Genomic DNA, 12,319 nt, shown 5'->3' with positions numbered 1-12,319 from the left:
CGCGGTGACCACGCGCGCGGCCGCATCCCTCAGCCCACGAACCCCCGGAAGGGGTCGTTCTCCTCTTCGCGGCGAGCGCGCTCGGCCTCGGCGGCGCGCACCCCACGATCGAGGTCGCCGAGCAGCTCGCGCACCCGGTCGTCGCGCTCGGCCTCGTAGGTCTCGTCGACCTCGATCTGCGGCCACTCGCCCCACTCGCGTTCGAGTCGGGTCTCGATGGCGCCCGAGACCTCCTCCCACGCCTCTCGACGGGCCCGCTCGGCGAACTCGTTGAGGTAGTCGGGATCGCTTCGGCGCAGCCACAGCTCTCTGGCCACCGCGGCATAGACCTGCTCGCGTCGGCGCAGGTTCGCGGCATCCGCTCGCCGGTAGTCGTGTTCGTGCGCCGACCGGCCGTCGCGGCTCGCCGCCTCGGAGCGGGCCTCGCCGGTGCGTTCGGCCACCTCGTCGGCCTCTTGCACGAGTTCGTAGAGCACGGCGCGCGCGGCGGCCGCAGCCCGCTCAGGCGCGAACGGCTCGTCACCGCGCAACGCCTCGACGATCAGCCGGTTCTTCAAAGCCATGCGCCCGGCGGATTCGGCGACGAGCACACCCTCGGCGAGCATCTCATCGAAGGTGGGTGACGGCGCCTCGGGCAGCGCGCTGCGGTCGAACGGCTTGAATCGCCGTCGCGAACGTCTGCGCCACAGGGGCATGCCGGTCGACCTCCGAACCTCGATGCGCGCCCGCCGTTCAGCGGCCGGGGGTCGAGCCTATCGCGCACGTCTGTCACGCCGGTAACGAGTCGGTGGTCGCGGCTAGCCTGCTGAGATGAGCCGAGTGGATGCCGCGGGGCGGGCGTGCAGCATCACCCTCGCCGAGGGTCGGTGCCCGGCACCGGTCGAGCCCGGCGCACCGCTCGACCTCTGCACGCGGCACCTGCTCGAGGCGTACGACTGGGTCGCCCGCGGAGTCGGCGAGACCGATCTGATGCCCGGGCCGTGCCCGGTGTGCGGCTCATGGGTGGGGGTCGCCTACCCGTCGGGTCGCATCTGCGCGAACTGCGAGTGGCGGGTCGGCGACGTGCCCGACCTCGAGGTCGCCGACCCTCGGGTCGACGTCGTCTACTACCTCCGCTACCGCGACCAGATCAAGATCGGCACCTCGGGCAATCCGCGTCTGCGGGTTGCGAGCCTGCCGCACGACGAGGTGCTCGCGTTCGAGCTCGGCGACCGGCTGGTCGAGCAGCGACGGCACGCGCAATTCGCCGCCCGCCGCTTCGCGGGCACCGAGTGGTTCGCCGTGCACGACGAACTGCTCGCGCACATCGCCGAGCTGAGGCTCGGCGTCGCCGACCCGTGGCAGCAGTACGACCGCTGGGTGAGCCGGCGCCTCGCGGCGCAGAACTAACAGGCCGATGCCTCGTCGCCGCCCGGGCAGCCACGTGGCGAGCTACCCGGTCGGCGATGCCGGCTCGGCGCCGGTGCGGCGCGCGACGATCGCGGCAAGCGGCCTGCTGCCGGGGTCGGTGCGGGTGTGCACCTCTTCGACCGTGAATCCCGCGGCTTCGACGCGCTCCACCATTTCGCTGGGCGGCCAGAGGTAAGCAGTCACGACCTTGTGCGGGAACGGCTCGACGCTCACTCCGTCGAAGAAGCCGAGCAGCATGCTTCCGCCGGGGGCGATGCACCGCGCGAACTCGTCGAGTGCCGACGGCACCCGCTCCGGTTCGAGATGGATCAGCGAGTACCACGCGAGGATTCCGGCGAGCCCGGCATCGGGGACGCCGAGGTCGTCGAACGACGCCACTCGGAACGGCACCTCGGGGAATCGCTCCTCGGCACGAGCGACGAATGCGGGAACGAGGTCGGCGCCCTCAACCTCGTGGCCGAGCCGCCAGAGGTGGTCGGCCCAGTGGCCCGGCCCGCACCCGGCGTCGAGCAACGGTCCATCGAGGTGCTCGGCCCATCGGGAGATGAGTTCGCGGTCGAGTTCATGCATGTCGGCCACCGAGCCGAGCAGTGAGACGTACTCCTCGGCTCGCCGCGTGTACGCATCGCGCACCTCGGCGACCGACACGTCACCCTCCTCTTCAGTCGTTGTGTTGCCGACTACCAGGGCGACGGGCGGTCGTTGTCGCGCCGGCTGTCGTCGGGCAGGTGCGGCAGCTCGGAGCCGCCCGCACGGATGCACAGCCACCGCAGCTGCTCGGGGCTGTCGGGCACGCAGCGCCAGGTGCGCCAGACGTCTTGTCCGACGCGCACGACCGTGCCCGGCCCGACGTCGACGACCTCGTCGTCGAGGCCCATCTGCCCGCGGCCGGCGAGGAACACGTAGAGCTCCTCGACGCGCGAGTGCGTGTGCCAGTACCCGGCCTCTTCACCCGGCTCGAGCGCGTTCGCGGTCATGCCGATGTACTGCATCGTGAGGTCGTGGTCGACGACCCGTCGACCATCGCGCGAGCTCTCGGGCCGGAAGCCGCCGTAGTGCCCCCGCCATTCGTCGAGCCCGCCCATTTCCAGCACTTCGTAGTCGCTCACGATGTCACTGTAACGGCAGGCCTCGGCGAACGGCAGGCCCCTTCGGCGCATCGCGAGAGGCCCGTCGAGGGATGCCCGCACCAACGTTCAGGGGCAGTACAGCTGGGTGCGCTCGCCCGAACGGTCGATGGTGTGGGCCGACATCGGCGCGCCGCACAGCGGGCACACGGGAGGTGCGGCTTGCGCCGGCTCCTCGTCGTAGGGGCCGAGCGGCGGCGGGCCGATGTAGGGCAGCAGCTTGGCGTTCAACCGGTCGATGAAGCCGGCGTAGCCGCGCTGGGCTCCGGGTGGCGTGTCCCGCTTTCTTCGTGTCACAATCATTAGTGTACTAACTATTAGCCACCACGTCATACTGGGAGTCCATGAACGCCCGAAGCGCACCCCACGGCTCCGCCGCAGCGACCGCCGCGGCATCCGAAGACCTGCTCGCCCTCGAGAACCAGGTGTGCTTCGCCCTCGCCGTCGCCGCGCGCGGCGTCATCGGCGTCTACCGGCCGATCCTCGAACCGCTCGGCCTCACGCATCCGCAGTACCTCGTGATGCTCGCCCTCTGGCAGCGCAGCCCCCGCACCGTGCGCGACCTCGGCGACGCCCTGCAACTCGAGCCCGCCACCCTCTCCCCGCTGCTCAAGAGACTCGAGGCGCAGGGCTACCTCACGAGGGAGCGCAGCGCACGAGACGAGCGGGCGCTCGACGTCGCACTGACCGACACGGGCCGGGCGCTGCGCGAGCAGGCGCTCGCGATCCCGCCGCAGGTCGTCGACCGTCTCGGCATGAGCCTCGACGAGCTCGGGCGCCTGCGCGACCGCCTCACCGAGGTGATCGCCGCCGTGCAGCACGGCTGACCAGTCGGCGCGAGCCCCGCGACCCGCGCCCGGTCACGCCTCGTCGGGCTCGAAGCCCGCGACTCGGCCGTCGGCCGAGGCGTACTTCACGATCAGGCTCGCGTCCTTGCCGCCGAGGCCCTCGTCGATGAGCCGCCTGAACTGCTCGAGCGCGATGCGCGCCGCCGGCAGGTGCAGCTCCGCCGCATCCCCGGCCGCGACGGCGAACGACAGGTCCTTCTCGGCGAGCACGGTCGTGAACGTCGCGTCGAAGCCGCGGTTCGCCGGGCTCGTCGGCACGACTCCGGGCACCGGGTACCACGTGCGCAACGGCCACGACTCCCCCGACGAGACGGATGCCACCTCGTAGAACTTCGCCGGGTCGAGCCCGAGCTCCTCGGCGAGCTGCGAGCCTTCGGCGACGCCGAGCAGCGAGACGAAGAGCATGAGGTTGTTCGCGAGCTTCGCGGCGATGCCCATCGTCGGCCCGCCGAGGTCGAAGACGTGCCCCGCGAGCGGTGCCACGAGCTCGGTGGCCTCGGCGACGTCGGCCGGCGCACCGCCGAGCATGAACGTCAGCGTGGCCGCCTCGGCGCCCGCGATGCCCCCGGAGACGGGCGAGTCGACGAACCGGAACCCATGGTCGACGGATGCCTCGTGGCAGAAGCTCGACGTCGCGATGTCGACCGTCGAGGTGTCGAGCAGCAGCGAGGCGCGCGACGCCGTCGCCCACACGCCGTCCTCGCCGCCGTAGACTTCGCGCACGTGCTCGCTCCGTGGCAGCGACGTGATCACGGCGTCGGCGTCGAGCACCGCCGCGGCCACGGTCGCGACGACTCGCACGCCGCGCTCGGCGGCCGCGGTGCGCGCCGCAGGCACCGGATCGACACCGCGCACGACATGCCCCGCCGAGACGAGGTGACCCGCCATCGGGCCGCCCATGTTGCCCAGACCGATCCACGCGATGGTGGCCATGGTCCCTCCCGACGTCGTCGTCGCTGCGAAGCACGCTCCGCTTCAACGATACGTCCGAGACGTCACCGTGCGATACGCCTGAGGCGGCTCAGGCCATGCCCTCGGCCGTCTGCTCGAGCTGCGATTTCGGCCGCCCGCGTTGCGTCGCGAGCGCGGTGCCCGCGGCTCCGCAGACGACGGCGATCGCGACGACCTCGATGAACGTGAAGGTCTCCGAGAGCACGAGCCATCCGAAGATCGCCGCGATGACGGGCCCGAAGCTCGTGATGATCGCGTAGATGCGCGGTGAGATGCGGCGCAGGATGAACGTGTCGAGGCTGTAGGGCAGCGCCGACGACAGCACGCCGACCCCGAGCAGGATCGCGACGATCGACCAGTCGATGACGGCGGGGTCGAACGTCGCCGCGGCGAAGGGCACGAGCAGCACGAGGCTCACGAGGCTGGCCACGGTGAGCCCTTCGAGTCCGGGCAGCCCGACCGCCACGCGACGGGTGAGCAGGATGTACCCGGCCCACGCCGCCGCCGCGGTGAGCGCGAGTGCGACGCCCCACGGGTCGATGCCCGCGGCATCCGACGCTCCGGGGCCGATGAGCAGGAACACACCCGCGCCCGCGGCGAGCGCGCAGATCACGTCGAGCACCCGTCGCGAGCTCGCGAGGGCCAGGGCGAGCGGCCCGAGGAACTCGATCGTCGCCGCGACGCCGAGACCCAGCAGGTGCACGGACTCGTAGAACGCGAGATTCATCACGGCGAGCACCACACCGAGCGCGATCGCCGGCCAGAGGCGTCGCCACGTGAGCTCGGCCCGCTTGGGACGGTAGAAGGGCAGCACGGCGACGACCATCACGAGCTGTCGCACGGCGACGACGACGAACGAGCCGACGACCGGGATGACGAGGCCCGCGAGCGAGGAGCCGAAGTTGATCGACACCTCGGTGCCGAGCTGCGTCGCGGCGCCCGCGAGGCCGCGGCGCCGGGCCGCGGCATCCGTCGCCTGCGACGCGGTCGACGACGGCGACCCGGTCGATGCCGCCGACGACGATGCATCCGACGCGGCGGCACCAGTCTCGTCAGTCACCCTCCGACGATACGCGCCGAGCGGCGACCCTCACGCCCCCGCGAGCCGGGCGAACGCGGCGTCGAGGGCAGCGCCGGTTCCCGGCGCGAGCACCTCGGCGACGACGAAGCCGTCGCGGCGCACGAGGTAGACCCGGTCGCGGCGGAGGCGGCGGCTGCGCGGCCCGCTCGTGTGCCGCGCAAAGACGTGCGCCTCGACGCCGAGTTCCGCGGCGATGCGCCGCACGGCACGGCCGGGCACGCCGTAGCCGTGCACCTGCCACTGCACGGAGCGCAGTGCGTCGAAGTTGCCGCCGGTCCACGGCAGCCGCAGGCCGACGGCACCGTCGCGACGGGTGCCCGCGGCATCCGGCACCGGATACCGGATGCGCGTCTGCGAGACGTAGCCGAACACCCGACGGCCGCCGATGATGCGCGGCAGCACGCGAACGACGATCGGCCCGATGACCGGCACGATGCGCCCGCGCACGAAACGCGCGAGCGGCGATGCCGAGGTCACGACGGCGAACGCCCGGTCGGTCGTGGCGACGAGCACCCTGCCGACGGGCCGCCGCTCGGCCTCGTAGTGGTCGAGTCGCGCATCGGGCATGCCGCCGACCACGACGTCGGCGAGCGCGCAGGCGAGACCGTGCGCCTCCTGCAGGCCGGTGTTCATGCCCTGGGCGCCGACCGGCGAGTGGATGTGCGCGGCATCGCCGACGAGAAAGCACGGCCCCGCACGGAAACGCGCGGCGAGGCGGTGGTGCAGCCGATAGGTGGTGAACCACGAGGATGCCGCGTACCGCACGCCGAACTCCCGGTCGAGCAGCCCGCGCACGAGCGACTCCGGCAGTTCGCCCGTTTCGTCGCGATCGCGATCACGCACGACCCCGAGCAGTCGCATGCGCCCCGGGCCCATCGGAAAGGCGAGCAGGAAGTGCTCGGCCGTGATGCGCACGTTGATCGCGCCGCCGACGAGACCGGTGACGCCCGAGGCATCCACGATGCAATAGGTGTGCTCGTTCGTCACCCCCTCGAACGGGATGCCCAGCGCGTCGCGCACCGGCGAGTGCGCTCCGTCGGCGCCGACGCAGTAGCGGGCGTGCACGGTCACGGCACCGCTCGGCGCGGCGAGCGTCGCGGTGACGGATGCCGCGGCATCCGCCCCGTCGATCTCGAGGTGGTCGAGCCGATGCCCCCACCGCACCTCGTGGCCCAGCTCGCCGAGCGCGTCGACGAGCAGCTGCTCGTTGCGGCTCTGCTCGAAGATCGTGATCTCGCGGTACGGCGTGACTCCCTCGCCGATCGCCCGCAGTTCGATGCGCCCGAACGGCCGGCGGCCCCGGCCCGCCCCCGGCACGACGGCCGTGGCCGAGGAACGCGCGGCGAGCACCCGGTCGACGAGCCCGAGCTGGGCGTAGATCTCCATCGAGCGCGCCTGCACGGCGAGGGCACGGGACTCGCGGGTGGGGCCGCTCTTGCCATCGACGATGACGGCGTCGACGCCGAGCTTCGCGAGGCACACCGCGAGCATGAGTCCGCTCGGGCCCGCACCGACGATGAGCACGTCGGCGTCGATACGCCCGACGGATGCCTCGGTGACCGGTGCCTCGGCGCCCTCGCCCATGATTCAACTCTCGCACCGCGCAGCTCGTGATGCCAGACCGAACCGGGGGAAGAGCGCGGGGTTGTTCGCGGCGGTGGGTTCTTCTCCGCCGCCCGACCTCAGAGCACGATGTCGTCGGATGACTCGAGCCGGCGCCACCCGGCGGCCACGACCGTGCGCGGCAGCACGTCGGCCGAGACGAGCTCGGGCATGACGAGGCCGGTGATGCCCGAGACATCCGACACGGCCACTTGGAAGGTGCGGAACGGACCGAGCGGTGGTGCCTGCCCGGGCCGCGGGGCTGCGACCTCGCTCGTGTCGACGAGTGGCGCCTGGTCGACCACGAAGGCGGTCGTCGCGAGTGCACCGCCGGAGTTCCACGCGACGACCTTCCAGAACCGCACGGGCACGCGGATGCCGCGATAGGGCGGGTCGCCCGCGGCGAGCACCGGCGCCGTGAACACGCTGAGTCGCAGCCGGTGCGCCTCGGCGTGCTCGAGCACGTGGTCTTCGAGGCCGAGCCAGAGCTCTTTCGACTGGTTGAACCCCGAGGCCTGCGGCGCGGCGTTCGGGTAGCGGAAGGTCTCGGCGTTGGCGCGGGCGGCCACCTCGGGTGCACCCCACACGGGATCGCGGCGCCGCACCAGGTGGCCGCGATCGAAGTCGTTGCGGGCGTAGATCTCGGGGCCGGCCTGCCAGTCGGCGGGAATGCGCTCGTCGAGACGCCAGTCGTCGCCGCGCGGAAGGTCGATCAGCGATGGCCCGTCGACGTTGACCCCCGTGACCCGGGCGAGGCGCCTGCCGGTGTCGAGCAGCACCGAGAAGTGGAGGTAGTCGAGTTCGACGGTCGCCGCGGCATCCGTCTCGCTCACGTGCGGCATCGCCGCTGAAACACCGAGGAACTGCGCATCGAAGCCCATGCCCCGAGTCGACCATGATCCGCCGACACGGCGCATCTCAGTTCGTCACAGAACGCCCTCGAAGAGGCCGAGTTCGACGGCCGCCGCTCGGGCCAGCAGAAAGCCGAGGATGCCCACGATCCAGCCCGTCGCTTCGGCGGCGTTCTTCTCCATCCAGGCGCCGAAGCTCGCGAGGGGTCGTTCCATCGCGCGAGCGGCGACGAGCCGCAGCCCGAGCAGCACGAGCGCGGGCAGCACCATGACGACGCAGTAGCCCACGAGCACCAGCAGGCGGGTGCCGGCGTCGTACTCCGACGTCGAGAGCAGGCCGATGCCGATGAGGTACGGCAGCATCGACGCGACCTCGACGGCGGCGGCCGCGACGGCGAGACCCATGAGCGGCAGCACGCTGCCCGCCTCGTCGGCGACATCGGTGACGGCGCGCTCGCGCCAGCGGGCGAATCGGCCCGGGCCGGATCGCTTGCGCTTGCCGCCGATGAAGAAGGAACCCACGAGCAATGCGGCGCCGACGACGAGCTGCGCCCAGAGGAACGCCGGGGTCGCCGAGAGCTCCATGAGCTGCGGCACCGCCGTCGCCGCGATCGTGAGCAGCACGACGCCGACCGCGAGGTAGAACCCGGCGACCGTCGCGAGGTAGATGAGGATGCGCCCCGGCCGCAACCTGCCGGGCGCGAGCAGCAGCCAGGTCGGGATGAGCAGGGTGCCGAAGCTCGTCGAGTCGACGAGCGCCAGCAGCGCGAGCGTGCCGAGGAGGGCGGGGCCGGTGAGGGCGGCACCGCTCAGAAGATCGAATTCCACCCGCCCAGCCTGTCGGATGCCGCGGGCCGGCGAATCCCCCCGGCGACGGATGTCGCGGGGCGGTCACCCTCGCGAGCTGGTCGAGCGAGCCACCGTGGGCCCGCTCGGGCTCAGCGCACCCGCAGCGTCGCGAGAATCGCGGCAGCGACCTCGTCGCGGTCGCGCTCGGGCTCGAACACGAGCCACTCGAGCCCCGACATGAGCACCGCTCCGAAGACGCCCGAGGCCATGATGCCGCTGCGTCCGGCCGCGGCATCCGTCTCGTCGATCGCCTCGGCGAACACGGCGAGCGCGTCGTGCCGAAGCGCGAAGAGGGTCTCCTGCCAGGCGCGGTCGGTGCGGAAGATCTCCGACGCCATGAGCTTGGCGAGCGGGGCGTTCGCGGCGATGAGGTCGAGCAATCTGGTCACGAGGGCGTCGACCGCGTCCCAGCCGCGCAACTCACCCTTCGCACTGCGGAGGGAGTCGGCGAGCGCGCCGACCCCCTCTTGCAGCAGGGCCTCGAAGAGCTGATCCTTCGAGCTGAAGTTGTAGTACAGGCTGCCCTTGGCGACGCCGGCGAGCTCGGCGACCTCGTCCATGGTCGTGCCGGTGATGCCCTTCGTGGCCGCCAGCTCGAGCGCGGCGTCGAGGATGGCGCGCTTGGTGGTGTTGGCGCGGGCCATGGTGTCTCCTCGTCGTTCCGTTCGAGTCGGTGGCCGCGGCCTAGATCGCCAGCTCGGGGTGCAGGCGGCTGACGCTCCACATGCGCTGCTTGCCCGCGCTCCAGGCGCTGATCGCGAGCGAACCGACGAGGATGCCGGCCAGCACGAGCACCGAAAGCCACAGTCTAGAGTCCACGCCGCCGGTGATGAGCTCGCGCAGGCCGCTCACCACGTAGGAGGCGGGCATGAACGGGTGCAGCACCTGGAAGAACTGCGGCGTGGTCTCGACCGGGTAGGTGCCGCCCGAGGAGCTCAGCTGCAGCATGAGCAGCACGAGGCTCACCACCCGGCCCGCGGCGGTGCCGAGCACGATGATGAACATCTGCTGCAGTGCCAGGAATGCCAGGGTGACGAGGTAGATGAAGGCGGAGGTCGCGAGCCAGTACGCAGGTTCGAGGCCGATGCCGTAGACCAGCACGAGCACCATGATCACCACCTGGCCGAGGCCGATCGCCATGGCCGGGAGGAAACCCGTCATGACGGCGCGCAGGCCGCTGGCCGAGGCGGCGAGCGCCCGGGTCGGCAGGGCGCGCAGGATCAGCCACGTGATGAGGCCGCCGACGAAGGTCGCGAGCGCGATGAAGAACGGGGCGAACCCCTCGCCGAAGCTCTTCGACTCGTTCTGCCAGCTCTGGTCGAGCTGCACGGGCGCCGCCATGATGTCGGCCTTCGCCTCGATGTCGGCAGTGGTGAGCTGCGGCGCCTCGGCGGCGCCCTCGTCGAGCTTGTCGGCGAGCGTGCCCGCGCCGTCGGCGAGCTGGGTCGCACCCGAGGCGAGCTGGGTGCCGCCGTCGGCGAGCTGCCCGGTGCCGCTCACGAGGTCGCCGGTGCCGGCGCTCAGGGTCGCCGCGCCGGTCGCGATGGTGCGGGCACCGGATGCCGCCTCGCCCGACTTGGCCGAGAGCGTCGACGCACCGCTGGCGAGCGTGCGTCCGCCGGATGCCGCTTCGCCCGACTTCCCCGCGAGGGTCACCGCGCCGTCGCGCACCTGTGCGGCGCCCGCCGCGAGTTCGGCCGCCTTCGGGGCTCCGGCGTTCAGCCCGGCGGAGAGCTCGTCGGCCTTGCCCGCATAGGCGGAGCTCTGGTCGGCGAAGCTCTGCGCTCCCGTATTCAGGGTCGAGGCCCCATCGCTCAATTGCTGCAGCGAATCGAGGTACGCCGCCGCGGGCACTTCGGGGTGGGCCTGCATCGCGGCGAGCAGTGCCGCCACGGAGGCGGAGACCTGCTGGGTGCCGGCTGCGATCGAGCCCGCACCGTCGGCGAGCTGATGCGCGCCGCCCGCGAGCATGGTCGACCCGGTCGCGGCGTCGTTCACCTTGCCCGAGAGCTCGGTCGCGCCGTTCGCCACCTTCGACGCACCGGTCGAGAGGGTCCCGGCCCCGGCGGCGAGCTGGTCGAGCCCGGTGGCCAGGGTGCCGGCCCCGCCCGAGAGCGTGCCTGCGCCCGAGGCGAGCTGGTCGAGCCCGCCGGCGAGGGTGCCGGTGCCGTCGGCGAGCTTCGTCGCGCCCGCGTCGAGGGCGTTCGCGCCGCTCGAGAGGTCGCCGAGGCCGACGACGAGTCGCCCGGCGCCGTCGTTCGCGGTCGTCAAGCCGTCGGCGAGGGTGCCGGCGCCGTCGGCGGCGGCGCGGATGCCCGCGCCGGCGTCGTTGAGGCCGACGAGCATCGCATCGGCGGTCTGCCGGCCGACCTGCTCGGCGACCGCGTCGCGGAGCTGCACCATCGCCGACTTGCCGAGCGTCGAGGCGAGGAAGCTGTTGGAGTCGTTGTACTCGACCTCGACGGTCGCGGGCTTCGGGTCGTCGGTGCCCACCGAGACGGCGCTCGTCGAGAAGTCGCGCGGAATGGTCACCGCGAAGTAGTAGTCGCCGTCGGTCACGCCGGTCGTGGCATCCGCGGCATCGGTGACCCGCCAGTCGAGCTCGCCGCCTCTCGTGAGCTCGTCGACGAGGTCATCGCCCGCGGTGATCGCCTCACCATCGCGGCTCGCGCCCGTGTCTTCGTTCACCAGGGCCACGGGCAAGTTCTTCAGCTCGTCGGTCGGGGCCCAGAACGCCCAGAGGTACAGGGCGCCGTAGATGAGGGGGATGAAGAGCAGCACGACGAGCGCGATCTTGGGCAGCACGCCCTTGCGGAAGCGGCGCAGCTCGGTGCCGGAGGAGAGGAAGGCGAACATCAGGCGTGCTCCAGAATGAGGTCGATGGCGTCATCGGGGTCGGCGATCGCCGGGGCCTCTGGCGCGGTGATGGAGATGTCGAAGGCGAGGGGGGCGATGCCGAGCTCGTTCCAGAGCTCGATGTCGGGCGCGGCAGCGGATGCCACGACGGCGGTGCCTGCACGGGTGATCGCGTCGAGGCGCTGCCAGAGCACGAGCCGGGCGGCGGGCGCTTGCAGCTGTTCGATCTGGTCGAAGAAGAGCAGCTTCGGCTCGCTCATCATCGCGAGGGCGATGCGGAGCAGCACGGTCTGTACCTCGTCGAGGTCCCAGATGAGGGTGTCGGCGGTCGGCAGCGGCACATGGCCGAAGACGGGGGCCAGCACGCGGCGGAGCTCGGCGTCGTCGGTGCGTCGAACGATCGCCCACCAGGGCGCGAGCCAGGCGGCCCGCTCGCGGATTGCGGCGCCGACCGTGACGGACTCCTCGAGGGTGTCGATGCCCTGGAAGCCGGCGATCGCCGTCGCGCGCTGCACGGGGCGTGCGCGACGGGGCAGCTCGTGGCCGAGCACCTCTGCCACGCCGCTCGTGGGCTTCATGCGCCCGGCGAGGGTGAGCAGCAGGCTCGTCCGGCCGCTGCCGGCCGGGCCGTGGAGCACGGTGAGTCCGTCATCGGCGACGACGTTCACAGGGCCGTAGACGGCGCCGCGCTTGGAGTGGAGGGCGAGGTCGTGCGCCCGCACGATGATCGACACGATGCATCCT

14 protein-coding genes are annotated in these 12,319 nt (G+C 71.9%); 2 read left to right on the top strand and 12 right to left on the bottom strand.

Translation table 11 applies throughout. From position 1 onward, the window contains the following. Positions 1 to 29: 29 nt before the first annotated feature. Positions 30 to 695: a hypothetical protein gene (locus tag DCE93_RS00385; protein WP_108594146.1), complete on the bottom strand. Its 666-nt coding sequence runs from the start codon at positions 693 to 695 to the stop codon at positions 30 to 32. 115 nt (positions 696 to 810) lie between these two features. Here DCE93_RS00385 and DCE93_RS00380 point away from each other — a divergent pair, with 115 nt between their 5' ends. After that, positions 811 to 1,389, top strand: a complete 579-nt coding sequence (locus tag DCE93_RS00380) for a GIY-YIG nuclease family protein (protein ID WP_108594145.1) — start codon at positions 811 to 813, stop codon at positions 1,387 to 1,389. Positions 1,390 to 1,431: 42 nt separating this feature from the next. Here DCE93_RS00380 and DCE93_RS00375 read toward each other — a convergent pair whose 3' ends face one another. The 3 genes from DCE93_RS00375 to DCE93_RS00365 all read right to left on the bottom strand — a co-directional run bounded on the left by DCE93_RS00375 (position 1,432) and on the right by DCE93_RS00365 (position 2,834). After that, positions 1,432 to 2,058 carry a class I SAM-dependent DNA methyltransferase gene (locus tag DCE93_RS00375; RefSeq protein WP_205647446.1) on the bottom strand — a complete coding sequence of 209 codons (627 nt, stop codon included), beginning with the start codon at positions 2,056 to 2,058 and terminating at the stop codon, positions 1,432 to 1,434. Positions 2,059 to 2,090: 32 nt separating this feature from the next. Next, positions 2,091 to 2,519, bottom strand: coding sequence for a cupin domain-containing protein (locus tag DCE93_RS00370; RefSeq protein WP_108596484.1), 429 nt, complete (start codon positions 2,517 to 2,519; stop codon positions 2,091 to 2,093). A gap of 87 nt (positions 2,520 to 2,606) precedes the next feature. Next, positions 2,607 to 2,834 (bottom strand): hypothetical protein, encoded by a 228-nt coding sequence (locus tag DCE93_RS00365; RefSeq protein ID WP_235825180.1) that lies wholly within the window; start codon positions 2,832 to 2,834, stop codon positions 2,607 to 2,609. A gap of 47 nt (positions 2,835 to 2,881) precedes the next feature. On the opposite strand from DCE93_RS00365, the gene DCE93_RS00360 reads away from it, so the two are divergent. Further along, on the top strand, positions 2,882 to 3,364 hold the full coding sequence (locus DCE93_RS00360; RefSeq protein WP_108594143.1) for a MarR family winged helix-turn-helix transcriptional regulator: 483 nt from the start codon (positions 2,882 to 2,884) through the stop codon (positions 3,362 to 3,364). A gap of 33 nt (positions 3,365 to 3,397) precedes the next feature. On the opposite strand, the gene DCE93_RS00355 is transcribed toward DCE93_RS00360, so the two are convergent. From DCE93_RS00355 to DCE93_RS00320, 8 genes are all read right to left on the bottom strand, one after another. Further along, complete coding sequence (locus DCE93_RS00355) at positions 3,398 to 4,318, bottom strand: NAD(P)-dependent oxidoreductase (RefSeq protein ID WP_108594142.1); 921 nt, start codon at positions 4,316 to 4,318, stop codon at positions 3,398 to 3,400. 88 nt (positions 4,319 to 4,406) lie between these two features. Further along, the gene (locus DCE93_RS00350) at positions 4,407 to 5,396 is read right to left on the bottom strand and encodes an EamA family transporter (protein WP_108594141.1); all 990 of its coding nucleotides are present in this window, start codon (positions 5,394 to 5,396) and stop codon (positions 4,407 to 4,409) included. Between the two features lie 30 nt (positions 5,397 to 5,426). Continuing rightward, positions 5,427 to 7,001 (bottom strand): FAD-dependent monooxygenase, encoded by a 1,575-nt coding sequence (locus DCE93_RS00345; protein WP_108594140.1) that lies wholly within the window; start codon positions 6,999 to 7,001, stop codon positions 5,427 to 5,429. A gap of 98 nt (positions 7,002 to 7,099) precedes the next feature. Then, entirely contained in the window at positions 7,100 to 7,900 is an 801-nt protein-coding gene (locus DCE93_RS00340; protein ID WP_338027584.1) for a DNA/RNA non-specific endonuclease, read from the bottom strand. Between the two features lie 45 nt (positions 7,901 to 7,945). Beyond that, on the bottom strand, positions 7,946 to 8,698 hold the full coding sequence (locus tag DCE93_RS00335; RefSeq protein WP_244284197.1) for a GAP family protein: 753 nt from the start codon (positions 8,696 to 8,698) through the stop codon (positions 7,946 to 7,948). Between the two features lie 110 nt (positions 8,699 to 8,808). Then, complete coding sequence (locus DCE93_RS00330) at positions 8,809 to 9,363, bottom strand: TetR/AcrR family transcriptional regulator (protein WP_108594139.1); 555 nt, start codon at positions 9,361 to 9,363, stop codon at positions 8,809 to 8,811. A gap of 40 nt (positions 9,364 to 9,403) precedes the next feature. Beyond that, complete coding sequence (locus DCE93_RS00325; protein WP_108594138.1) at positions 9,404 to 11,575, bottom strand: YhgE/Pip family protein; 2,172 nt, start codon at positions 11,573 to 11,575, stop codon at positions 9,404 to 9,406. After that, positions 11,575 to 12,309 carry an ATP-binding cassette domain-containing protein gene (locus DCE93_RS00320; RefSeq protein WP_165906058.1) on the bottom strand — a complete coding sequence of 245 codons (735 nt, stop codon included), beginning with the start codon at positions 12,307 to 12,309 and terminating at the stop codon, positions 11,575 to 11,577. Before DCE93_RS00320 ends, DCE93_RS00325 begins: the two co-directional genes overlap by 1 nt. Between the last annotated feature and the right edge of the window lie 10 nt (positions 12,310 to 12,319).

This window comes from Agromyces badenianii (genome assembly GCF_003070885.1).
Taxonomy (GTDB): domain Bacteria; phylum Actinomycetota; class Actinomycetes; order Actinomycetales; family Microbacteriaceae; genus Agromyces; species Agromyces badenianii.
This window is presented reverse-complemented; position numbering and strand designations above follow the sequence as displayed.